General features: G+C 29.5%; 24 protein-coding genes. All 24 read right to left on the bottom strand.

The window, feature by feature from the left end; all coding sequences use genetic code 11:
• Window positions 1–3: 3 nt before the first annotated feature.
• Window positions 4–885 carry a hypothetical protein gene (locus ACHRVZ_RS14170; protein WP_395423228.1) on the bottom strand — a complete coding sequence of 294 codons (882 nt, stop codon included), beginning with the start codon at window positions 883–885 and terminating at the stop codon, window positions 4–6.
• Entirely contained in the window at window positions 885–2,318 is a 1,434-nt protein-coding gene (locus ACHRVZ_RS14165) for an MBOAT family O-acyltransferase (RefSeq protein WP_395423226.1), read from the bottom strand. The genes ACHRVZ_RS14170 and ACHRVZ_RS14165 overlap by 1 nt, the downstream gene beginning before the upstream one ends.
• Before the next feature lie 25 nt (window positions 2,319–2,343).
• Window positions 2,344–3,435, bottom strand: coding sequence for a glycosyltransferase family 4 protein (locus ACHRVZ_RS14160; RefSeq protein ID WP_395423225.1), 1,092 nt, complete (start codon window positions 3,433–3,435; stop codon window positions 2,344–2,346).
• Complete coding sequence (locus tag ACHRVZ_RS14155) at window positions 3,426–4,817, bottom strand: hypothetical protein (RefSeq protein ID WP_395423224.1); 1,392 nt, start codon at window positions 4,815–4,817, stop codon at window positions 3,426–3,428. The genes ACHRVZ_RS14160 and ACHRVZ_RS14155 overlap by 10 nt, the downstream gene beginning before the upstream one ends.
• A gap of 197 nt (window positions 4,818–5,014) precedes the next feature.
• Entirely contained in the window at window positions 5,015–5,716 is a 702-nt protein-coding gene (locus ACHRVZ_RS14150) for an alpha-1,2-fucosyltransferase (protein WP_395423222.1), read from the bottom strand.
• Window positions 5,716–6,849, bottom strand: coding sequence for a UDP-N-acetylglucosamine 2-epimerase (neuC, locus tag ACHRVZ_RS14145; RefSeq protein WP_395423221.1), 1,134 nt, complete (start codon window positions 6,847–6,849; stop codon window positions 5,716–5,718). The genes ACHRVZ_RS14150 and neuC overlap by 1 nt, the downstream gene beginning before the upstream one ends.
• 24 nt (window positions 6,850–6,873) lie before the next feature.
• On the bottom strand, window positions 6,874–7,809 hold the full coding sequence (locus tag ACHRVZ_RS14140; protein ID WP_395423220.1) for a glycosyltransferase family 2 protein: 936 nt from the start codon (window positions 7,807–7,809) through the stop codon (window positions 6,874–6,876).
• 5 nt (window positions 7,810–7,814) lie between these two features.
• A complete protein-coding gene (neuB, locus tag ACHRVZ_RS14135) occupies window positions 7,815–8,855 on the bottom strand; it encodes an N-acetylneuraminate synthase (protein ID WP_395423218.1) in 1,041 nt (346 codons plus the stop codon).
• Window positions 8,856–8,870: 15 nt separating this feature from the next.
• Window positions 8,871–9,539 (bottom strand): cytidylyltransferase domain-containing protein, encoded by a 669-nt coding sequence (locus tag ACHRVZ_RS14130; protein ID WP_395423217.1) that lies wholly within the window; start codon window positions 9,537–9,539, stop codon window positions 8,871–8,873.
• A gap of 1 nt (window position 9,540) precedes the next feature.
• On the bottom strand, window positions 9,541–10,425 hold the full coding sequence (locus tag ACHRVZ_RS14125) for a glycosyltransferase family 2 protein (protein WP_395423215.1): 885 nt from the start codon (window positions 10,423–10,425) through the stop codon (window positions 9,541–9,543).
• A 114-nt stretch (window positions 10,426–10,539) separates the two neighbouring features.
• Entirely contained in the window at window positions 10,540–11,778 is a 1,239-nt protein-coding gene (locus tag ACHRVZ_RS14120) for a UDP-glycosyltransferase (protein ID WP_395423213.1), read from the bottom strand.
• On the bottom strand, window positions 11,775–12,887 hold the full coding sequence (gene wecB / locus ACHRVZ_RS14115; RefSeq protein ID WP_395423212.1) for a non-hydrolyzing UDP-N-acetylglucosamine 2-epimerase: 1,113 nt from the start codon (window positions 12,885–12,887) through the stop codon (window positions 11,775–11,777). Before wecB ends, ACHRVZ_RS14120 begins: the two co-directional genes overlap by 4 nt.
• A complete protein-coding gene (locus ACHRVZ_RS14110; protein WP_395423211.1) occupies window positions 12,884–13,810 on the bottom strand; it encodes a glycosyltransferase family 2 protein in 927 nt (308 codons plus the stop codon). The genes wecB and ACHRVZ_RS14110 overlap by 4 nt, the downstream gene beginning before the upstream one ends.
• Window positions 13,807–14,646 (bottom strand): glycosyltransferase, encoded by an 840-nt coding sequence (locus ACHRVZ_RS14105; protein WP_395423210.1) that lies wholly within the window; start codon window positions 14,644–14,646, stop codon window positions 13,807–13,809. The genes ACHRVZ_RS14110 and ACHRVZ_RS14105 overlap by 4 nt, the downstream gene beginning before the upstream one ends.
• Entirely contained in the window at window positions 14,636–15,754 is a 1,119-nt protein-coding gene (locus tag ACHRVZ_RS14100; RefSeq protein WP_395423209.1) for a glycoside hydrolase family 99-like domain-containing protein, read from the bottom strand. The genes ACHRVZ_RS14105 and ACHRVZ_RS14100 overlap by 11 nt, the downstream gene beginning before the upstream one ends.
• Window positions 15,755–15,756: 2 nt before the next feature.
• The gene (locus ACHRVZ_RS14095) at window positions 15,757–16,647 is read right to left on the bottom strand and encodes a glycosyltransferase family 2 protein (protein WP_395423208.1); all 891 of its coding nucleotides are present in this window, start codon (window positions 16,645–16,647) and stop codon (window positions 15,757–15,759) included.
• Window positions 16,637–17,428 carry a glycosyltransferase gene (locus tag ACHRVZ_RS14090; RefSeq protein ID WP_395423207.1) on the bottom strand — a complete coding sequence of 264 codons (792 nt, stop codon included), beginning with the start codon at window positions 17,426–17,428 and terminating at the stop codon, window positions 16,637–16,639. Before ACHRVZ_RS14090 ends, ACHRVZ_RS14095 begins: the two co-directional genes overlap by 11 nt.
• Window positions 17,428–18,159 (bottom strand): FkbM family methyltransferase, encoded by a 732-nt coding sequence (locus ACHRVZ_RS14085; protein ID WP_395423206.1) that lies wholly within the window; start codon window positions 18,157–18,159, stop codon window positions 17,428–17,430. Before ACHRVZ_RS14085 ends, ACHRVZ_RS14090 begins: the two co-directional genes overlap by 1 nt.
• Window positions 18,156–19,448, bottom strand: a complete 1,293-nt coding sequence (locus ACHRVZ_RS14080; protein WP_395423205.1) for an ABC transporter ATP-binding protein — start codon at window positions 19,446–19,448, stop codon at window positions 18,156–18,158. The genes ACHRVZ_RS14085 and ACHRVZ_RS14080 overlap by 4 nt, the downstream gene beginning before the upstream one ends.
• Before the next feature lie 42 nt (window positions 19,449–19,490).
• On the bottom strand, window positions 19,491–20,357 hold the full coding sequence (locus tag ACHRVZ_RS14075; protein WP_395423204.1) for an ABC transporter permease: 867 nt from the start codon (window positions 20,355–20,357) through the stop codon (window positions 19,491–19,493).
• Between the two features lie 192 nt (window positions 20,358–20,549).
• Entirely contained in the window at window positions 20,550–22,517 is a 1,968-nt protein-coding gene (locus tag ACHRVZ_RS14070) for a polysaccharide biosynthesis protein (RefSeq protein ID WP_395423203.1), read from the bottom strand.
• An 85-nt stretch (window positions 22,518–22,602) separates the two neighbouring features.
• Window positions 22,603–23,487 carry a glucose-1-phosphate thymidylyltransferase RfbA gene (rfbA, locus tag ACHRVZ_RS14065; RefSeq protein WP_395423202.1) on the bottom strand — a complete coding sequence of 295 codons (885 nt, stop codon included), beginning with the start codon at window positions 23,485–23,487 and terminating at the stop codon, window positions 22,603–22,605.
• 71 nt (window positions 23,488–23,558) lie between these two features.
• Window positions 23,559–24,404 (bottom strand): dTDP-4-dehydrorhamnose reductase, encoded by an 846-nt coding sequence (rfbD, locus tag ACHRVZ_RS14060; protein WP_395423200.1) that lies wholly within the window; start codon window positions 24,402–24,404, stop codon window positions 23,559–23,561.
• On the bottom strand, window positions 24,404–24,952 hold the full coding sequence (gene rfbC / locus ACHRVZ_RS14055) for a dTDP-4-dehydrorhamnose 3,5-epimerase (protein ID WP_395423199.1): 549 nt from the start codon (window positions 24,950–24,952) through the stop codon (window positions 24,404–24,406). Before rfbC ends, rfbD begins: the two co-directional genes overlap by 1 nt.
• Between the last annotated feature and the right edge of the window lie 5 nt (window positions 24,953–24,957).

The following is a 24,957-nucleotide window of genomic DNA, read 5'->3' as shown; positions in this document are numbered from 1 at the left end:
ATTTTATTTGTTAAAAAAATCCTTCAAAATTTTTGTTGTAAAAATTTTTGCTCCAGTATCTGTCATATGTCCGCATGAAGAGAAATATTTATTTTCCTCAACAACATTTTCATAATTATGAATTTCCGGATAAGCTTTTTTTACCTTATCAAAGTAATTCATTCCAACAACATTTTCGCACATTGGAGTCATTATTGCAATAAAATTGATATTATTTACTTTGCAAATATTTTTGATTTCTTCATAATATTTATTGTGAGGCAGTGGATTTAAATTCACAATATTATTCTTCATATTTCCATTTTTATGCTTTTCTAGAGGATAATATCCTAAATTATTTAAAGCATTTGTTTTTTTTCGAATTGCAGTAAAGAAAGTCTCCCTGAACCCAATTTTAGAGTCATATTTTATATATCTATAGAATGGAACATAATACAACTCTTTGAAGTTTTCCTGACTTGAAAAGTGCTTTTCAATAATATCTGAGTTGTGTATGTAAGGCAGAAATAAAGCAGAAATACCTTCGGCTTCATGATCATTAGCAAGATTTAAATCGGCTTCAAGAATGACATTTTTAATTTCATATTTTCTTTCGATCATTAATTTAAGCATTAAAGAAGCTTCAAATAAATGTCCTCCACTCATACCGTAATTAAAAGTTTTCAACCCCTTATCTTCAAACATTTGAGATACAAAATGATTATTTGCTCTCGAAGAACCCAGAACTACAACATCATACTTCTTAGCTCTTGAGTTAAAAACTGTTTCGATTTTTCCTCTATTTTTAGATTGCATAAAAATGGTTGTATAAAGACCATCAAGAACAATAGCAATCAAAATGACTACCAAGATAATTTTAGTTATATAAATTAAAAAACGTTTCATTAAAATTGAAAATAAATAAATTCTTTGTAATCTGAAAAAGTTCCGAAAGCCATAATTCCAACAATAGCTAAAGTGATCTTAAGTAAACTTCTTTTACCAGAAAGTGGTTCAACTTTTGTACGATTATACCATTCGATCAAAATAAAAACACTTAGCATTCCTATTAATTCATAACTATAGCGCTCATTATCTAAATATTGAAAACTAAAATCTCTATTTAAAACAATACGTTTTAAATACATGACAGCATCTGTTATTGTCCTGGCTCTAAAAAACACCCAAGCAACACATGTCAATAAAAAAGTATATAGAATGCTCAATATAATTTTTGCTGAATCGACATTAAATTTTAGCTGAAAAGTATCTATATTATTCCGATTACTATTTCGTAACAATAGTGGCAAAAAGTAAATAGCATTTATGAATCCCCATGCAAGATAAGTCCAATTGGCTCCATGCCAAAACCCGCTTACAACAAAAATGATAAATGTATTTCTAATTTTCATCCAGATTCCTCCCTTGCTTCCACCTAACGGAATGTACAAATAATCCCTAAACCAAGAAGAAAGTGAAATATGCCAACGTCTCCAAAACTCAGCAATATCTCGCGAAAAATAAGGATAGTTAAAGTTTCGTAATAAATCTAGTCCAAACAATTTAGATACTCCTAGTGCAATATCTGAATATCCTGAAAAGTCACCATAAATTTGAAATGCGAAATAGATAGCTCCTAAAATAAGTGAAAAGGAATTCATTGAAGTATAGTTGTCAAAAATAGCATTGGCATAAGTCGCGCAAGTATCTGCAATCACTACTTTTTTTACTAAACCCCAAATAATTTGACAAACTCCTTCTTTGGCTTTTTCAAAATCAAATTCTCTTCTTACTTTTACTTGTGGCAACAAATGTGTAGCTCTTTCTATCGGTCCGGCAACTAAAAGTGGAAAATAACTAACGAAGAGCGAATAATCTACAAAATTGTATTCGGCTTTAATTCTCTTATAATAAATATCTATAACATAAGATAATCCATGAAAAGTATAAAATGAAATTCCGACTGGAAGAATGACATTTAGCAAAATTGGACTTGCCTGAATTCCAACCGAATTTAACAAATCGGAAAAAGAAGCTGCAAAAAAATTGTAATATTTAAAAACTCCTAAAAAACCTAAATTGACCAAAATACTAAGCAAAAACCAAAATTTTCGGCTTCGCTCAGATTTTCCTCTTTCAATTTGAATTCCAGTATAATAATCAAGAAAAGTAGAGAAAACAAGTAAAAAAAGGAATCTCCAATCCCAACAAGAATAGAAATAATAACTGGCAACAATTAACAATGCATTTTGTGTACTTTTTGTTTTATTGAAAACAAACCAGTACAAGAAAAAAATGATTGGTAAAAAAATAGCGAATGCTAAGGAATTAAAAAACATATTTAATTTTAAACTAATATTTAATTTACAAAGTTTTGTTTTTGAGTAGTTCAAAATGGTTTTCTACCATTTTTGGCAAAGAAAAGGAATTAGCAATTAATTCTCTTGTATTAAGAGATATCTTTTTGTTTCCTAAAAAAACATCTTCAAGAATTTGTGCCAAAACTTTGATGTTTTTTGCTTGAAAAACATATCCATTTTCTCCAGAAGTAATTACTTCAGTATTGCCGCCAACATTGGTTGTAATTACAGGAACATTTGCGGCAAGACTTTCTAAAATTGACAAACTGAAACATTCCATATGTGTGGGCTGTAACATATAATCATATTGCGAGAAAATCTCATTTAGATTCGATTTACTTCCCATAAAAACAAAACAACTTTCAAGATTTAAGTCCTTGATTTTTTTTATTAGATGTTTTTCGTAAGGACCTTCGCCATAAATATCAATCTTAATATCATTTTTTATTTGAAGTGGAAGAATATTTACCGCATCAATTAAATCCTGAATTCCTTTAGATTCTCTAAGATGGGAAGCTACCAAAAAACGGGGGTTTAGAATAGCTCTTTTCTCTCTCTCCAATATTTCATTTATAATAACACCATTATAAATATTCAAAGTTTTAGTTTTTAAATGAGACCCAAAATCTTTTAAAATTTCAAAAACAGTATAATTTGACACCCCAACAAAAACATCAATGTATTTTGAGAACAATATCCCTTTGAGTCTTTTGTTTACTTTCTTTTTTAATGAATATCCTTTTAAAGGCCTCGGATTATGATCAACGACAATAGTCTTATTCGAGAATTCTTTTATTCTATAATAAAATGGAGTACACAGCTCTATAAAATGAGTAATTACATGTGTATATTGACTATTGTTTTGCTTGCAAAAAGAGAGAAAATTATTCTCTACATTTTCTGTTTCACTACAATAAATATTCAAATTCGAATACTGTCCATGATCAGAAATATTTGGGAAAAACCAATTTATTTCAATACCATTTTCTTTACATTTTTTGTCAAACTCCCAGAAAAAATAATCCATGCCTCCCACTCTTCCAGGAAGTAATTCATAATTACAGATAACTGCTATTTTATTTTGATTTATGCCCATTTTAAAAGAGTTTCGGCAATTCTTCTTCCTGTATTCTGCAATGGTTTACTGACTTGTAATTGTAATAATTCCTTTCTATTATCTGAATCTAATTTTAAATCTTCTAAATATGAATTTACTCCATTTATTAATTCATCTTCGTTTTTAACAATTTTGGTTGCCTTACTATTTATGACATTTTCTATGTGGGCATAGTTTAAAAATCTTTGATCATCATACAATCCATTTTTAGAATTACCAAAAACAGTATTAATTACCGGTTTATCAAACAGAATAAAATCCAAACTCATTGTAGACAACATATTAATATTAAGATCTGAATATTCTAATAAACTTCTCAAATCTCTAATATCCTCAACAGAAGGAATTCTTTGCGACCAGGATTCCTGATGATTCTCTCTAGATAAATCCCACTTTGGATAATTCCATTTTATAAAAGGAAATTTTTCTTTGTATTCAGAAAAACGAATAGGATCTTCTGCAGGAGAAGTTCTAATTATAAAATTAACATTCGTTATTTTTTCTTCTTTTATAGCATTTGCAATAGTATCAATATACAATTCATCATTTTTACTTGTCGAAATATCTCCACAACTAAAACAAATGGTTCTAAAATTAGGATTCAACTGGAACTTTAGAACAAAATCTTCTTCTGAAACTTTATATCTGTTTAATACATATGGCTCAAATTGAGGAGTTCCAACCACTTCAATATCTTCCTCTTTTACGGATGAATAGAACTGTTGCAATTCGGTTTTCATTAAATCACTCCAAACCAGGTAATAATTAAAATTGGCGGCCATTCTTCCTTTTGAAGCCAAATTATCCCAACTAAAAATAAATGAAGTAGTTTTAATTTTAAGCTTTTCGGCTTGATAGACTAATGGTGCAATAAATGGTGGTCGTTGATGTGTAAACAACAACATATCGAAATTTTCCTTTTCTAGTATTTCTTTATATCCAATTGTTATAGAATCCGATCTAAAAGAAAATTGCTGCAATAAATTAAATCTTTGAATCCACTTTTCTGAATGTATAAACGAAGTTAATTTAAATATAAAACGCGTTGCATAACCTCTATTAGTTTTAGAAGTAGATGCGTTTATTTTTAAGCTATCCTGAATACCAAAATTATTTTTTTGATGTAATTTTAAATGTGCAACTTCTTTTGCTTTTCTAAAAAACCAAGTTTTAAACTTTTCTTCAAAAACATCTAACGCTATAACTTTAGATTTGCTTAGAAATCCAGAATATACTTTTGTAGGTAAACAAGAAAGAATTACAACCTCATCAAATGTCTTTTCGGCTTCATCCAAAAAATCACTTAAAATGAAGTTCCTGAAACCAACGCCATCTGTAATTACTATTCCTAGTTTTTTCATTTATACGTTATAATCTTCTTTATTCTATTTTTAAAATGCTTTTTGTTTACTTTATATAGATACTTGCCTCTTTCAATCAAACTATAAAAATATCCATATATTTTTAATCGAAAATAAGTATCTGACAGTTTTAATTTTTCATGTTCATGCATTATCCATCTTTTTGGAAAATAATCACTATCATCATTTTTTTTCAACTATTCTCCATCAAAAGCATGTCGTGGCCTAATAATTTTAGTGCTTTTCTTTTCTCCTAACCATGCCATCCACCACGAAAAAGTAGAGTTGCTTATTATGTAATTATCAAATTTAGCCCCTAAACAAAGTTGCTCAATTGGAGACAAATTTTCTAAAAAAAAAGCATTTTCAAAAAAAGAAAAGTGCTTTTTACAATAAGAAATATCATCGCTGGCAAAAATCAAATTATATTCTTCCAAATTTTCAAAATGTACCAAAAGGGCTGTTAGGTAATATTTATAATCTAACTGAAAAAAAATTGGATTATTTACAAAATCACCTCTTCTAATCGTTATCAGGATATTTTTTTTTGAAAACAAATAGCTATATTTTTCAAGTAATTTTTCCTCAAAATCTTGTTTAAACTTAAAAATTAGTTTTATATCTGAATTTACAAAATAGCGTTCTGTTTGATACCAACCATTCAAATTAAAATCACCATTTGGGATATCTATTTTATGGTATGTATATTGTTTTTCTTGTAATCCTTGAAAATTAAAAGTATCACAAATTTCAAAAGTAAAATCAAAATAGTCTGAAAATTGCCAACTTGGAAAGCTAAACTTTTGATTATTACTTTCAGCAATACCAATAATAGATGCAATTTGAAATAATTGATTTCCTAAATTTCCTTTTTTACCAAGGTTTAAAAATGTAATCATTAATTTGAGTCTCTAAATTGTTTTTGGTGATTTAGTTTCCAAATATGTGTTTTTTGAAGACACTGAAGAAATAATTCGTTACTATTACCTTGCCCAAAATCATTTTCGATACTTTGAACTTTATGCGAATTAATAATCGAAAGTGCTTTTTTTATACCCCTTTCAGAATAATCTGTATTAATAATATCGGCATGAACAGCTCTATTTTGCTGACGAGTTCCAATATTGATAATTGGAATTCCATAATACGGAGCTTCTCTAATTCCTGCGCTACTATTTCCGATAATAAATTGGCAATTTTTTAATAGAGTTAAAAAATATTCGAATCGAAGAGATGGAAAGATTCTGAATCTATTGTTTCGTTTTATTTTTTCATAAGCTTCAAGAATAAATTGACTTCCTAAATCGTTGTTTGGAAAAATGACGATATAATTATGATTGTCTTGCAATAATGAATTCACGAAGTTATCTGCATATTGCTGCATCTCTTTAATTTCGGTGGTGATCGGATGAAACATTACTATTGCATATTTTTCAAAATCAATTTTATAATATGCTTTCGCTGTTATCAACTCTGGCAACTGATCAGAAAACATAATATCCACATCGGGTGAACCAATTGTAAATATTGATTCTTTTATTTCCCCCATTTGTATCAATCTTTTTTGTGCTTGTTTGTTGGATACAAAGTGAATATGACTCAATTTACTCACACTATGTCGAATTAATTCATCTACTGTTCCTGAAACTTCCCCACCTTCTATATGAGCTACTAAAATATTATTAAGTGAGCCAACAATTGCACCTGCCAACGTTTCGACCCTATCACCATGAACGACTATCATATCCGGATTCACATCTTTGCAATAAGTTGAAAACCCCTCAATAGTTTTAGCCAGAGTTAAATCCATCGTGGTTTCATGCGTGTGGTTTTTAAAAGTATGAATATTTTTAAAATTACATCTTTCAATTTCAATTAAAGTGTAACCATAAATTTCTTGTAAATGCATTCCGGTAACAAAAACATATACTTCAAAATCTTGCTGTTTTTCAAGCACTTGAATTAGTGATTTTATTTTACCAAAGTCTGCACGAGTGCCTGTAAGAAATAGGATTTTTTTCAATATTTTCATTATAATTTATAAACAACCAATCGACTACCCTCTCAATAAAATACTTCCCTTCCCAATTGTATTGTACAGAATTGATGCAACCAAAAATTTAAAAAACCATTTTAAATTTTTAAAATCAAACACAAAAAGAGTTTTAAACACTTTAATAAAAGAATAAAAGCTGTTTTTTTGGGAATATAAATACCTGTAATTTTTAACTTGTAATTTAAGTAAAAATAACTTTAACTCTTTTGATGGTTTATTTTTTAAAATCAGCGCTATGGTTTTGTTTAAAGCATCAAAATAAGATTCTATTACATCAATACTAAATGTATTACTAATTGTATCAGAGTGTTGCCTGTAATAAGTCAAACATTGGTCGATGAAGATTATTTTTGGATTATCTAATAACAGTCTAATGAATAAGTCTCTGTCCTGTCCTTTTTTAAGTTCTTCACGAAAGAGTTGTTTTCCTACAAGAAAGGATCTTTTCCATAAAGGATCAGGCAAGTGCCAACTAATTTTTAGTGTAACAAAATCCTCAAATATATTATCAGAAGATTTAGTCCTATTTTCAACACCTATAATGTTCTGTATATTATTTTTAAAATAACAAACTTTAGAAATTACTACATCTGCATTTTCAAAAGCTGCCATTTTATTTCTAATAAAATCGGGATGCATTATATCATCACTGTCAAACCAATTTATATAGATTCCTTTACTAATTTCAAATCCATAATTACGACAGGAATTTGCTCCTTTTATTTTATTTTCCGGTCTTGTAAACAACAGGAAACGTTCATCTTTTTTTATAAAATCCGAAATAACTGCAGTAGAATTATCTGTTGAACCATCATCAACTAAAATACATTCAAAGTTCGAATAGCTTTGATATTGAATTGACTTCAAGGTATCAATTATTAAATCTGATCTATTATAAACAGGTATTATTATAGAAACTAATTCCTTTTCAATCATCGTCTTTAGTTTATATCAACCCAATTCAATTGTTCATCATCAGCAATATCTTTTATAGCAATTTTACCTAATAAATCATTAAAGTGTTCTGCTAAGATTTCCCCGGTCCCCGGGCGTTTTACCCAAATATTTTCTTTAGATAATTTTTCTCCTTTTTTAATTGGAGCTATTGCACAAACAGTCGCAAATGCAAAATCGATCGTTACTTGTTCTTCGGGAGCCGGCTTTTTAGTTCCACCACGCATTAATGCTATTTCTGCAGATGAAACAATTAATTCCTGACAAGTTTTTTCATCCATACTACATACGATATCCGGACCAGTTCTTTCCATATGATCTGTAAAATGTCTTTCTAGAACACTTGCACCAAGCGCAACAGCACCTAAACAGGCATTATTATTCAAAGTATGATCACTTAAACCAAATACTTTATTGGGAAATGCATCATGCAATTCGATCATGGCCCCAAAACGTACCAAATGAACTGGCGTTGGATATAAATTAGTAGTATGTAATAATACTAACGAAATATTGTGTTTATCAAAAATAGCAACAGCCTTCTGAACACTTTCTATCGTATTCATTCCTGTACTTAATATTACTGGTTTACCAAACGACGCAATGTGATGCAATAATGGATAATTATTACATTCTCCTGAACCTATTTTATAAGCTGGAATATCAAATTTCTTTAACCGCTCTGCAGCTGCGCGCGAAAATGGTGTCGAAATAAAGATCATTCCTTTACTTTCGACATAATTTTTAAGTTCCAATTCATCCTCTTCATTCAATGAGCACCTTTCCATAATTTCATAAATAGAAACATCTGCATTACCAGGAATGACTTTTTTTGCAGCACCGCTCATTTCATCCTCCACAATGTGGGTTTGGTGTTTCACAACCTCAACTCCTGCTCTATGTGCCGCATCAACCATTTCTTTTGCAACTTTTAAAGAACCTTCATGATTAATTCCAATCTCGGCAATTACTAAAGGGGGGAAATCCTGACCAATTTTTCGTCCTGCTATTTCTATATATGGATTCATAAAGTAACTACTTAATTAAGGTTTTATGTGTTTATGGTATAAATATTTGGCATAATCAAAATCTTCTTGAGTGTCAATATCAACGTTGGCAAAAATATGATCTATTTCAAATGGAAAGGCATCTTCTGATATAATTATATTCTCTAAAATCAATGAAGCTTTTGTAATATAAAGCAATCCATTTTCAAAATAAAGGGGTTCTATATCCTGGCTCCTTTGACCAATTTTATAATTATAGGGAATAAATTTTTGACTTGTTATTTTACCAAATTTTTTATGATTTCTCGAGACCGTAAATAAACTATCGCAGTTTTTTTCATTATATATTTCAAAAGCTTCCTTTAAAAGGTTTTCAGGACGAATTGGATTTGTTGCCTGAAGCAAAATAACATTTTCTACTTCTGAATCAATATTTTTCAAAGCATGTTTTAATGCAGAAACTGTTGGTTCTAAATCTCCTGAGATATCTTTAGGTCTGTCTATAACTTTTGCTCCGTATTTTAAAGCAATGTTTTTTATATCCTCATCGTCTGTAGAAACATAAATTTCATCAATAATTTCGTTATTCGCTTGTGCAAATAATATACTAAATGACAACAAAGGAACTCCGTCTAACAATTTAATGTTTTTTTGAGGTAATCGCTTGGAGCCACCTCTAGCGGGAATTATAGCAATGTTTTTCATTTTAAAACTTTAAATTCGATAAATTTTTTATTTTCACAATCACTCTTTTATCAACAGGATCCCTATGTTTTAAAATTTTTGGAACATGTAACAATACCGTAAAAATAGTTTTAAAATATATCCTGCAATATTTAAAATCACTTAAAGCATATTTTTTAAAATTATGCCAATACAATTTTAAAATCCTTAGTACTGGAAATGGATAATATACCAAATAGTAATACGTTGAATTTTTCAATTGTTTTTCAAATCTAAAATAATTCTGTTTATTCGCTTTTCTTTGTTCTCGATCAACTCTATGATTAACTTTAATTTCATTCGAATATAAAATATCATATCCATTTGCCAAAACTTCAATAGAAAGACAAGATTCCTCTCCATAAATATCAACCCAGACTGGAAAACCATTTGTTTCATTATAAACTGACTTACGAATCGCAAAGCCACAACCAATAAACTCAGAAGAAAGAAATTCTTTCTTCTCTTTTTCAGCTTGATTTAACACCTCATTATCAGACGAGTAAACCCCTTTTATTTCTTCAAATGCAAGAACCCCAACATTTGGATATTTATTAAATAAAGTTTCAATTTTAAATACAAAATCTTCGTTTAACGGATGTGCATCATCATCTAAACCAATAAAAAACATCCCTTTAGCATGTAAATAAAGGCTGTTTCTCGCTGCCGATGCGCCAATGCTTTTTTCAGAAGAAAACCATTTGACCCAAGGCATATTACTTTTTAAAGTAACCGTATCATCTGTACACCCATCTAAAAAAACTAAAACCTCATGAATAGACAAATCTATCTGCCGAGCCAAAACCTTTAATGTAATTTCTAGTTCATTTTTTCTGTTTTTGGTAACAATTAAAATAGAGGCTTGCATATAATAAAAAAGAGTTTCTAAATGAATTTTGATTTTAATAGCGTAAAAATATGTTTAATGCTTTTTGTCCATAATTAAGAATTCGCAATTTAGAATTAACGTAAACTAAACCAATTATTTCTCTAAGTCATTAATTAATTTCCTCAAATAATCAACTGACAAATAATACTCTAAATCTCTTCTATTTAATAGTAAATTATTGGGATTAATTTTCCATAATTGATACATCTTTTCGATAATAGAAGCTATTTCGTTAACAGCATCTGCCTCTGTCCAATATGGGTAATCATGACCTAATAATCTTCTGGTTTCACTGTAATAAGGTGCTAGAGAAAGAATTGCTTTATTAGCTTCTACACAATGAGGAAACTTTGCAGGAAGAAAAGGGCTAATCTCCGCTTTAGCTTCTAAAATAATATTTACTGAAACATTTTTCTGTAAATGGTAAACAATATCAAAAGCTACATTTCCATTATAAATATAGATCTCTAAATTATCCTTTTGATATTCATTGAGCATCTTGGAGTGATAAGAAGCATTTCCTAATAAAATTAGTTTTGAATATTTTTGAGCTTCAATATTTTGATTCAAAAAAAGCTTAAACCCTTCAATCAAACTTTTGGGAGAACGCTGTTTCATTAAATTTCCTGCATGTAATAAATTGAACTTTGCAGGGTCAAAATAATCTGGAAAATTTGCCTCCTCTAAATTATATTTTGCGTTTTGATGTGGTATTACTATTCCAGTTTTTATAAAATTAGGAAAATAACTTCCCATCCATTCCAACAACAATTGGCTTGGAAAAGCACTATACATAGCCTTTTCTGCAATTTGAGTAAAGAATTTTTCTTTTTGTTTGTAACTTGACTCTACCCAAGTGTAAGGTCTTGGATAAAAATGAAATGGATAGGGATCGTGTACATATGCCATCCATTTATCATATAATTCTGGAATCTTTAAAACAGCATAATGAGATCTAAAACTACCTCCTTTACTCAATGTCAATACCAGATCAGGTTGGAATTTAGTCTTTTTTAATGCTTTAGTGATACTGTTGGTATCATTAAAGAAAGTAAACGAAAAGCCAAACATTTGCTCAAGAAATGACGCCAAATTAACTTTAAAAATTCTGCTAAATACTCTTTGAAATCTACTTAAAAAATAAAGAGGGCTGTATTTTATTTCAGGAATTGCAAAACAAGTTACTCCAGCTAATGAAATTTTTTTTAAAGTGTAATGATACACAAGCACATCAAAACGTGCTGCTATAAGATTATGAATCAGAGCTACATTTGCTTTTGATCCGCTGCTATCCTCTACATCGATGGAATCCACAACAATGAGTATTTTCATTCCGACATTTTAATTAATAAATACTCAACAATCTTTTTAGATGCATCACCATTTCCGTAAGGGTTTATTATTTTTTCAAAACTAATAAAATGATCTAAAGTCGTATGAACTGCATTTAAAATTTTATTTTTATCTGTTCCTACTAAAGTTGAAACGCCTGCTTTAACTCCTTCCTGTCTCTCAGAAACATCTCTAGTTACTAAAACTGGTTTTCCTAGTGAAGGTGCCTCTTCCTGAATTCCTCCAGAATCAGTAATAATTAAAAAAGATTGTTGCATTAGCCAAACAAATGCAGGATAAGAAACTGGTGGAATTAAATAGATATTTTCTTTTTCCGACAATAATTCGTAAACGACTTTCTTTACATTTGGATTCAAATGCACTGGATATAAAATAATAACGTCTTCTCTTTCTGCAACTTTCAAAAGAGCTTGACAAAGATTTTTTAATCCTGACTCAAAACTCTCTCTTCGATGGCCAGTTACTAAGACTATTTTTTTATCGTTTGGAATTTCTTTTTTTAATTTTTCAATTTCTGGATGATTATAATCTTTTTTTGAAATCTTATTTGTTGTCCATAATAGAGCATCTACAACCGTATTCCCAGTTTCTATTATGTCCTTTTGAAGAATGCATTCTTTTAACAAATTTTGTGTGGCTTCTGTTGTTGGCGTAAAATGAACATCAACCAATCTACTGGTTATTTGCCTGTTGATTTCTTCCGGAAAAGGTGCTTTTTTATTATAAGTACGTAATCCGGCTTCGATATGACCAACTTTAATTCCTAAATGAAAAGCCGCCAAAGCCACCATTGAAGATGTCGTCGTATCTCCATGAACTAAAACTAAATCAGGTCGCTCGATTACTAAAACTTCATCTATTTTAGAAAGGATCTTGGCACTTAATCCATTCAGACCTTGATTTAACTGCATTAAATTGAGGTCATAATCTGGAACTATCTCAAAGAAATTTAATACCTGATCTAACATTTCACGATGCTGGGCAGTAACACAAACAACAACTTCAAAATTTTTACTTTTTAACTCATGATATAAAGGAGCCATTTTTATAGCTTCAGGACGAGTACCAAAACAAAGGAGGGTTTTCATTTTTTCAATCTTTTTTTTATCTTATAAATAGGTCGGCGCAAAGGATAAGATTGATAAAACAAACTCCATTTTAGATTACTAAAAATACTTAAATTCAAAACATTTAGTACACGATTAAACAAATCATATTCTTTAAAACCAATAGAAAAGGTTATAAAATATTTAATTAATGAAGCTGAAAGCAATTGTTTTTCTTTTAGATTTTGAACAACCAAAATAACGGCATCTGCCTGTGAAGCTCTCCTAATTGGATTATGAGCATAAAACTCTCCAGTATTCGAATTAGAATGTTTTCTTCCATAAAACAAGCATTTATTTATAGAAATACCTTCTATTCCAGCAGATACAATTCTGGAATACAATTCCCATTCTTCGGCAAACATCAAATGTTCTACAAAACGATTCTCGTTAAAACATTCTTTCTTCCACATTACTGCACAAGAGTTAAATGGCAATTCATTTTTTAATATTCTTCCTATATCATTTACATCGATTTTGAATGATGTATATTTTTTAGAATGATCAAAATTATAATCGAATTCGTTAAAAAAAACTTTTCTCTGATATCTGCAAAATGAAGCTCTATTTTTATCTAATTCAGTTACACATAATTCTAAATTTTGAGGATGTACAATATCATCATCGTCAAAAAAAATAATATAATCTCCTTTGGCTATATCAATACCATAATTACGGCAGCCCGGCAGCCCTTTTTTATATTGATCAGGACGTTTTAAAAATTTAAAACGCGAATCTGTATCTAAAACTGGACTGATTACTTCTAATGTATTGTCGGTTGCTCCATCATCAATTATTAAACATTCCCATTCTGAATAAATTTGACTCTGAATCGATGATAAAGTTTCCAGAATAAAATGGCTTCTATTGTAAGTTGCCATTACTATAGTTACTATAGACTTCATTTATTTAAAAAACTTTTAATGAATCGTAGTGGCCTTAATAAAAAATACCCTATTTGATATTCATTTTTTTTTAAACACTTTAATTTTTCTTGTTCTTGTCTCTGAATTTGAGTTAGAAGATGATCAATAAAAAGACCATAATTGTCAATATAAAGATCTTTATGTTTTGCGTAAATATAATTTAAGAGTTCATATTTATTCAAATTAGCCCTAGTTGTTGTTGAATCATTTCGTTTCCTGTAATTGTACAATGGCTCTTGAATTATCTCGGCACTTCCTCCAGTTTTCAAAAGTCGAATAAAAAACTCCCAATCTTCAAAACCTTTTTTCATTGTTTCATCATAACCTCCACAATTATCCCAATCTTCTTTTTTAAACATTGAAGTTCCAAGTGCTGCATTTGAAAACAAGAAATCGTGAATAGTTCCTCCAACAGGTTTAAAAAGAATTGTTTTATTATTTTCAAAAATCAAATTCGCATAACAACTTACTAATTTTAAATCTAAATTATTTTTAAAAATGGCAAAAGCTTTTTCACAAAAAGTTGATTCCAAATAATCGTCACTGTCTAACACCAGAATGTAATTTCCATTTGCAACTTCAATACCAATATTCCTAGCTTTACTTTGTCCTGAATTTTCTTGTGTTATTAATTTAGTAATTTTAGATTCTAAACTTTTCAAAACTTTTTTAGTTTCTAAATTTGAACCATCATCTACAACTATCACTTCAACTTGAAAATGAGTTTGATTTAAAGCCGAAAACACCGACTGTTCAATAAATTTCACGTCATTAAAACACGGAATAATTATAGATATTAAAGTATTATTTTCCATTTTTGACCTCCCTAACAGCTTCTAACCATTTAGAACCAAACTTTGCATCTGGTTCTAAATGGTTACCCTCAGCCCATTCATTCCAGGATTTTATAATAATAAATTGAGGGTTCTTTGGATTCTTAAACAATTCTTTAACTGCTTTTTCTAAATGCTTCTTCCACGAGCTAGGGTTTGAGTTAACAAAAATCAAAGATTTTTTCCCACTGCGAGCTGAATTATCCCAATTCGGAAAAACGCAGGGAATGAATTTTTCATGTGGAAATATCACATTCAAATAAGACACTGCTTTTACATAATCAAAAATCAAAGGTTTCAATCTTTTGCCAACTTGATTTGTAAAACCAAGCTTCACTTTAATTTGTTTTTCAAGCCAGCCTAAATATCTAACGTCTTCAAACATAAATCCTTTTTTATATCTCATGTTATAAAACACTTCTATTCCAACTTTTCCGTATATATAATCATTATTTAAAATCATATCAGAACCATGCGTTGCAACAAAATAAATACCATTAAAACCATTTACAATAGCCAACTCGTTAAATACAGAAATAAATTGACTTGCATCTGGAATATCATCAAATCTATAAACATGAAACATCGGCTTATCATCTACCTTGATATAGCGCTCATCTCGAAAGAAAGGTAACAAATAATCAAAATAAATTTGATATCCTTTTATACCATCATAAGTTTGTTCTATTAAAACATTTGGATTGTCTAAACCATGCCATATACCTTTCCATGTTTCATTTGCCCAACAAAAACAGAAAGGTAATTCTATTTTTTTATTGTTCAACATAGCTTCAGCAGGTCTTTCTAGTAACATTTTACCATTCCCAAACCAATATTGATAATATATAAAACCATCAATCCCATAATCTTTTGCTAATTTAGCTTGTTGTTCTTGAGTTTCAGATACTCTTAAGTCATAGAAACCCAATTCACCTGGCAAAATCGGTTGATTGTGACCTTTGAATAAAGGTTTAGCTTTAGTTACATTTGTCCATTCGGAAAAACCTTTTCCCCACCATTTATCATTCTCTGGAATAGGGTGATATTGAGGAAGATAATAGGCAAGAAATTTTATTTTATTTTGAGACATTATTATTTTATTTTAAAAATTAATCTCAATAAATATTGTTTCTTTAACTTTTCTATAATTCTATAACTTCTAGATTTTCTGTAATTTAAAATTGTAGTTTGCAGTTCAATATTATGGTTATATTTTTTTTCTAAAGCATGAATTAAAAAAGCTAAATAATCCTTTTCTGAAATCAAATTCTTTAAATAAAAGATTGATTGTAATTGATTTTCTTGCATAAAAGCATATTTTTTTGTCATACTTTTTTCATGAAATCTATAAAATGCTAATGCCTCATTTATAAAATAAATTTTAGATTCCTTTTTAAAAAAAGACAACCACATAATCCAATCTTCTTTAGCTTTCAAATTTTCCGGAAACCTAAAATCATCAAAAAAAATAGATTTAAATAATCCGCAATGAATTGGAATAGTAAAGACGGAATCCCAATCATATAAAATATTTTCAAATGTAAAGAGCTTATAACTTAAGTCGCAGTAAGGCTCTACAGTTTCATTAATATTATTAGTAAATAACCTAAAATTAGAAATTATGATTTTATAATTATAGTCTACTTCTATTTCACAATTAGCTAATGATAACTCCAATTTTAAATTGTCTAAGACATCATCCGAGTCTAAAAATTGAATAAATTCTCCAGTTGCATGATCTAATCCTGCATTTCTTGCAGAACTTAAACCTCCATTCTCTTTATATATATATTTGAATCGAAAATCTGTATTTATCCACTTTTCAACTACTCCTTGTGTATTATCTAAAGATCCATCATCTACAATAATACATTCCCAATTAGTATGTGTTTGATCAATTATCGACTGTAAAGCTTCAGGTAAATACTGCGCTTGATTATAACATGGAACTATTATTGAGACTAAAGGATTATTATTTTTCATAACACACAGACTCTTTAAAGCAAGAAGCAATTTTTATAAGATATTTAAGACTAACTTTTTTCTCTAAAAAAATATTTCTCATAACAATCGATAATCCTTTTCTATATTCTTTTTTTCTTAAATAATAAAACTCTGTATATTCTATCCAAGAAGAATTCCATAAATGGACCGTAAAACTTTCCTCTTTTATAAATTCTTTATACTTACTATTATTTTTTGATTCATCAAAAGGAAAAGGATAAAAAAATACTGATGGGAAAATTGCCAAATCATTATCAACAATTAAGTCACCAAAAGATCCTGAAAAACTATATTCTTCTTTAAAAATTTTTGTAACAATCCTTGGAATTGTATTCATTTTGATGCTATCATCATCAAAAAAATTTGATTCAAAATAAAAATTAAAACATTTTTTAATAAAATCATTTTTCTTTTCTGCACCAATTATTCCACAACTTATAAACTCTAAATCCTCTGCTCCAAAAAAACATCTAAAGTTCAACAAATCGTCAATTTTTTTCAACATCATCATGTCTGTATCTAAATATACTCCTCCATATTCATAGAGAACCTTCAATCTAATCCAATCAGAAACGAAAGCCCATTTTTTTTGTTTATATGCCTCTATTAAAAAGGGATGACTTAAATCTGTATTTGATTCGTTCCATTCAATAATTTCATAATCAGGCAGAAACTTTTTCCATGAAGAGATACAATCTTTTATCAATTTAGATTTTGTATTGTTACCAAACCAACAATAATGAATTACTTTGGGAATCATCAATATAACTTAATTTTAGCAAGATTAACAGCTATAGTATCTCCAAACTCATCAAATAAAAAATAACCATGTCTTTTTAAGTATACTTTTAGTTGATTTTGGTCACTTGCCTTTAAATTGACCTTTTCATATTTAATCATAAAAGGTCTATAACTTTCAAAATTCAATCCTTTTAAAATCTCAAAATCAAAACCCTCAGTATCAACCTGAAAATAATCTATTTTCTTGTTTTTCAAATTATGATAAAGAATACTCATTAATGAATTTGCCTTTACTTCTTCTTGTATTATATCATTACTATCAATTCCCGTTTTTAAATGATGTTCAGAATCTAAGGAAGCTATCCCTTTTACCCAATCCGGATATTTTTGAATTGCACTTGGGGAAATTTTGTTTATAACAATTAAACGTTCGGTTGGATGAACAGCTTTATTAACTTTAATTATTTCTGGAAACGCTCTATAGTTATATGTTAACTCTGTAAAGTATTCTTTTACAGGCTCAATTACAACTCCTTCTGATTTTCTTTTTATTACAAAATCGTATAAAAAATCAAAACTAATACCATCATTGGCACCAACTTGGACAAAGTTAAAAGTTTCATTTTCTAGAAAATTTTTTTCTAATATAACCTTACTCGAAAATACTTTCTTTTTAAAAACTAATGCTCTTCCAAATATATTTGAAATTCTAATAATAAAAATCAATAAATAATTCCTTAAGTATCTCATATCGTTTTTATACTTATTTTTTTATGAACTATTCGATTCCAAGCCGTGTCTAATTTTCTTCCAGAACCAAAAACATCTTCTCCAATAATTTTAAATTTTATTGCATTTTCTAAACCTTCATAGTTAGGACCTTTATCTCCAAAATATAAATTAATCCAATAATCTCCATTAGCAAACAAAGGAAAATCTTCAATTAAAATTTCTCCAATACCTTTTCCTTCTTTAACAATTATATTAGTTCCAAGATGTTTATTATTTAGGCCTAAATAAGAAATTTGATCAGAATCTTTTATAACAATTCCTATTTCTCCCTCATAAAAATCTCTACATGAATCAAAATATAACCTTAACTTAAACATAGATCCTGCATAAATTGTATCGCTTAATTGATTATCACAAAACAGTTCGGCTTTATAAATACCAAACAAGTTTTCCTTATCTCTATGATTTTTTAATTCATAAATACCTAAAAATTCATTCTTAGATTCTTTATAATCTGACATATAATATCTTGAAATACAATCTTCAACATCACCTTTAAAAACGACCCTCCCATGCTCCAAAACAATCCCTTTTGTACACAAACTCTTAACTGCCGCCATATTATGACTCACAAAAAGTACCGTTCTCCCTCCTTCTCTTGAAATATCCTGCATCTTCCCGATCGCTTTTTTCTGAAATTCAGCATCTCCAACAGCCAAAACCTCATCTACAACCAAAATTTCCGGTTCTAAAAAAGCGGCCACAGCAAATGCCAAACGAACAGTCATTCCAGAGCTATATCTTTTTACCGGAGTATCGATATAACGTTCGCAACCTGAAAACTCTATAATTTCATCCAGTTTTGATAAGATCTCTTTTTTGGTCATTCCTAGAATTGCGCCATTTAAGAAAATATTCTCTCTTCCGGTCATTTCTCCGTTAAATCCTGTACCCACTTCAAGAAGTGAAGCAATACGTCCACGAGATTTTATACTTCCCGTTGTAGGAGCGGTTACCTTTGAAAGTATTTTTAACAGAGTAGATTTACCAGCTCCATTTTTGCCAATAATACCAAGAACTTCACCTCGCTCAACTTCAAAATTAATATCTCTCAAAGCCCATACATAATCAGAAGTTCCTTTCGTTGAACGATCATTTGTATCGCCTATTTTTAAATAGGGATTTTCTTTTCCTCTAATTAAATGCCACCAACGATTGATGTCATGACTCAAAGTTCCTGTACCAACCTGTCCTAAACGATACTGTTTAGAAATGTTTTCGGCTTTTAAAATAATATCTTTTTTCAATGGAAACTTGTAAATCTAGAATGATAAATAAAATATGCTGTTTTAAACAGTATCTATAAAGCTCTTTTCTGTTTTATTAAAAACTAAAAGTCCAATAAAAAACACTGCAATAGTTACAGCCAAAGTATATGATAATCCTAAAACTGAAACTTCTCCTACATTTAAAAGCATATAACGAGTTGTTTCTATTATATATGCCAAAGGATTATATTCAACAAGCCAACCGTAAGTTGGTAATTTATCTTTAATTAATTCCATCGGATACATTACTGCCGATAAATACATTAGCAATTGTATTCCAAAAGTAATTAAATAGCTAAAATCACGATATTTGGTTACCATCGAAGAGATAAGCATACCTAATCCAAGTCCTAAAACCCCCATTAAAGCAATTAACACTGGGAATAACAATAGAGAACCATTAATAGTTAGATTACTTCCTTTAAAATAATAGAAGGCATAAAATGCAACAAAAATAAAAAATTGAATTCCAAACTTCACCAGATTAGAAATTACAACTGATAAAGGAGTAATAATTCTAGGAAAATATACTTTACCAAAAATTGCAGCATTCGCCTTAAAAGTATCTGATGTTCCTGTTAAACAAGCTGTAAAATAATTCCAAACAGTTATCCCTGCCAGATTAAACAAAAATGGAGGAATAGTTCCGGTATTAATCCCTGCAACATTATTAAATATTATAGTAAAGGTTACAGAAGTAAATAAAGGCTGAATTAAATACCAAAGTGGCCCTAAAACCGTTTGTTTATAAACCGTAATAACATCCCGTTTTACGAAGAGCAGCAACAAATCTCTATACTGCCAAACCTCTTTAAGATTCAGTGCTAAAAACTTATTCTTTGGCGTTATTTCAAACAACCAATCATCGTGAATATTATTGTTATTCATTTATCTTTAATTACAACTAAATTGTTTCGATAATAATTTAAAAAAATCATTGAATTGCAACATATCTTTACCTTACGCTAATTAACAGGATTTTTATTCGGTTATAAATTATTAAAAACGCAAAAAGGCGTTTTAAAAAAAAACACCTTTTTAATATTATTTGAATCCAAAACTCAATTTATTATAAGAAAACTACTTGTCTAAAACTTCAAAAGTAGAATTCATGCTTTTAAATTCAGGAACAATTTTTTTCATTTTAGTAACAATATCATCATTATCATAAAAATCGGCAATACCAATTAGCTCATCAATCTCAATATGCAAATTTTCATATTCATCCTGTATCTCCTGAGCTATCATAATTTTGTTATGATATGTTGGTAAAGTCTTTGAAGTATCATTCAATAATTCCTCGTATAATTTTTCACCAGGTCTTAATCCCACAATTTTAATTTTAATTTCTTTATCAGGAATAAAACCTGCAAGCTTAATCATTTTTTTTGCCAGATCAATTATTTTTACTGGTTTTCCCATATCGAAGATATAAATCTCTCCTCCGTTACCCATCGCACCAGCTTCTAAAACCAACTGACAAGCCTCTGGAATGGTCATGAAATAACGAATAATATCTTGATGCGTTATAGTAACCGGGCCTCCTTCTGCAATTTGCTTAGTAAACAAAGGTACAACCGAACCGTTTGAGCCTAAAACATTACCAAAACGCGTTGTAATAAACTTGGTTGCACTCTCATTACTTTCTCTTTGATTTTTTAAGAATAATGATTGTACATATTTCTCCGCTATTCGTTTACTAGCTCCCATAACGTTACTAGGGTTAACTGCCTTATCAGTAGAAACCATTACAAATTTTTTGACGTGATATTTACAAGCCAAATCAGCTAAATTCTTAGTTCCTTTAATATTGGTCTGAATAGCTTGTGACGGATTTTCTTCCATCAATGGAACATGCTTATATGCCGCTGCATGAAAAACAACATGTGGATTGTAGTTTTTGAATACTTTTTCCAGCGCTTTTTTACTCCTTACATCAGCTATAACTGCTACAATTTTTGCTTCTGAACCTAATGTTAGTGTTTCTAAGCATAGGTTGTGAAGAGGCGTTTCAGCGTGATCTAAAATAATGACCATCTTTGGATTAAATCCTAGAACCTGCCTTACTATCTCACTTCCTATTGATCCTGCAGCACCAGTAATAAGGACCGTTTTATCTTTTAATTGTTTAGAAATTGATTTACTATCCAGAACTATCGGTTTTCTTTCTAACAAGTCTTCAATCTGAATATTCTTTACTTTTTGAGAAATCTCTTTCTGATTTTCCCAATCTGAAATTAAAGGAACAGTATATACTCTATAGTTAAATTCTAAACATTGATCAACAATAATTAATTGTTCTTCTTTAGACAAACTTTTATCAGCAATAATAACACCTTCCGCAGCAACAGAACGCATTAAGGCAGGTAATTTTTTTCTTAAAATCAGAATAGGTAAATCTAACATGCGTTTAGAAGCATTCTGATTATTCTTATCTACAAAACCGACAATTTTAAAACGTGAAGGAGTTTCAAATTTCAATGCATTTGCAACCGAAATTGCATTAGCATCAGTTCCATAAATTACAGTTCTAATTAATTTAGAATTTGTTTTCTCTGAAAAGTATAATTCAAAAGTTTGTTTTACAATCACACGATATAGAAACAAACCACAAAATGACAATACTAAATTGATAAAAAGAGCAGTGTTCAAAAAGGCTTTATGTCCAGTATATAGTTCAAAAACTAAATTGAAAAACAAAAAGAAGACCAAAACTGACATTTGAGAAAACAACAGTTTTATTGCATCTATATAAGAGGAATGTCTAATAATTCCCGAGTAAGTTCTAAAAAGCCAAAAGAAAAAAACATTAATAACAATTAAACTCCCAACAAAATAAAATTGATGAGAAGTAATAATATAACCTAGTGCTGTGCCTTCAAACAACATATAGGTGAAAGTAAATGAGAAAATCAGCACCATAATATCAATGGCAATGATGATCCACCTAGGCAAATAACTAAGGTTATTAATACTAGCTCTCAAATTTCTTGGTGAGAAAGAATTGTGCAATAAAGAGGCTATTTTGGTTTGTTTATCTGTATCCAATTTTGGTTTGGTTTAGTTTTGTAAACTCTATATGACCCACAAAAATACAAATTAAAGGTTTTAAAAAATTATTTCTTGACCTAAATTATACTTTAACACCTTTTTTCTTTTGTTTTAAAAATTCTAATAAATAAGATCCGTATCCTGATTTCACTAATGGCAATGCCAACTCTTCAAGTTGAGCATCATTTATAAATCCTTGTCTCCAGGCAATTTCTTCAATACAGCCCACTTTTAATCCTTGTCTTTCTTCAAGAACCTGAACAAATTGTCCTGCTTGCATCAAACTATTAAAAGTTCCTGTATCCAACCAAGCGGTTCCTCTACTTAAAATCCCAACTTTTAAGGCTTCTCTTTCCAGATAAACTTTATTTACATCGGTAATTTCGTATTCACCACGAGCGCTAGGTTTAATATTTTTAGCAATTTCTACAACTGAGTTATCATAAAAATACAATCCTGGTACAGCATAATTTGATTTTGGCTCTATTGGTTTTTCTTCAATAGAAACGGCTTTAAAATTTTCGTCAAACTCTACAACTCCATAGCGTTCAGGATCTGAAACATGATATGCAAAAACTACTCCTCCATCTGGTTTTGTGTTAGAACGCAATAATTCTTGCATATTTGCACCAAAGAATATATTATCTCCTAGTATTAACGCAACATCATCGTCTCCTATAAACTCTTCTCCAATTACAAAAGCCTGTGCTAATCCGTTAGGAATAGCTTGCTCTGCATAACTAAATTTACAACCTAAACTAGAACCGTCACCTAATAACTTTTTAAAATTTGGCAGGTCATGTGGAGTTGAAATAATCAATATTTCATTTATCCCTGACATCATCAAAGTCGACAATGGATAATAAATCATCGGTTTATCATAAACCGGCATCATTTGCTTACTCATCGCTAATGTTAGTGGATGTAAACGAGTGCCAGAACCTCCAGCTAAAATAATTCCTTTCATAAATTTTATTTTAGATTTTAGACTACTTAAAATTGAATCCTAAAATTTGTTATCTTCAATGCTTTTTTATTTTATACAAACATTTTTTTCAAACTCTCTTTATAATGAGGTACATCCAGATTATAAGTATTCTTGATTTTTTTCTTATCTAGTAATGAAAACTTTGGGCGCTTTGCCGGTGTCGGATAAGATCCCGACGGTATCCCTCCAACATTACAATTATATCCTCCAAGTTCTTTTATAGCCAACGCAAATTCATACCAGCTTATTTCACCTTCATTAGAATAATTATAAATACCCGGAATCCAATCTGGAAACTCTATAACATCAATCATTGTCTGAGCAAGATCTGCAGCACATGTTGGAGAGCCTATTTGATCATTTACTACATTAATTGAATCTTTTTCCTGCATCAATCGTTGCATGGTCTTTACAAAATTGTTTCCAAATTTACTATATACCCAAGAAGTTCTTAAAATAATGGCATTTGGGTTTTTCTCCAAACAAATCATTTCTCCAGCCCTCTTACTTGCGCCATAAATATTTATTGGATTGGTTTCTGCATCTTCATTCAAAGCAATAGAAGAAGTTCCGTCAAAGACATAATCTGTTGAGATATGAATTAATTTAACATCATTCAATGAACTATATATCGAAATCAACTCAACTGCCAAATGATTTATTGTAAATGCTAATTCGCTTTCGCTTTCTGCTTTATCAACTGCTGTATATGCACCGCAATTTAAAATTATATCTGGTTGAATTTCGTTTAATTGCATTTTTAGAATCTCTAAATTATCTAATGTAATTTGAGTTCTATCTGCAAAAACCCATTCGTAGTTAGTATATTTTGAAGATAAAACAGCTAGCTCAGAACCTAATTGTCCATTTGCACCTGTTACAAGAATTTTTTTCATTAAAACAAACTGTTGCAATTATCAATAAATGGAAGAATCTGATCTTTTTCAGAAACTATAGCTTCGTTTAAATTCATTCCCCAATCAATATTAAGTGATGGGTCATTAAATTTTATTCCTCCTTCAGATTCTTTATTATAGAACTGGTCACATTTATAGAGCACTGATGCTGTTTCACTAACTACAGAGAAACCATGAGCAAAACCCTGAGGCACTAAAAGTTGTTTTTTATTTTCAGCTGACAATAATATTCTAAACGATTTTCTATAAGTTGGAGAATCTTTTCTTAGATCTACTACAATATCGATGATCTCACCCTCTAAAACACGAATTAATTTAGTTTGTGCAAAAGGAGGATTTTGGTAATGTAGACCTCTTAAAGTTCCTTTTTTGGAGTAAGATTGATTATCCTGAACAAATTCAATATTAATACCATAATCTTCAAGTTTAGTTTTGTTGTAGGATTCAAAAAAGTAACCTCTTTCGTCCCCAAAAACTATTGGATCGATAATTACTAAATCTTTTATGAACGTTTCTTCAATTTTCATGTTAC

It is taken from the genome of Flavobacterium sp. FlaQc-57, from assembly GCF_044007395.1.
Classification (GTDB): domain Bacteria; phylum Bacteroidota; class Bacteroidia; order Flavobacteriales; family Flavobacteriaceae; genus Flavobacterium.
The sequence above is the reverse complement of the archived record's forward strand: the minus strand, read 5'-3'. Positions and strand labels throughout refer to the sequence as shown.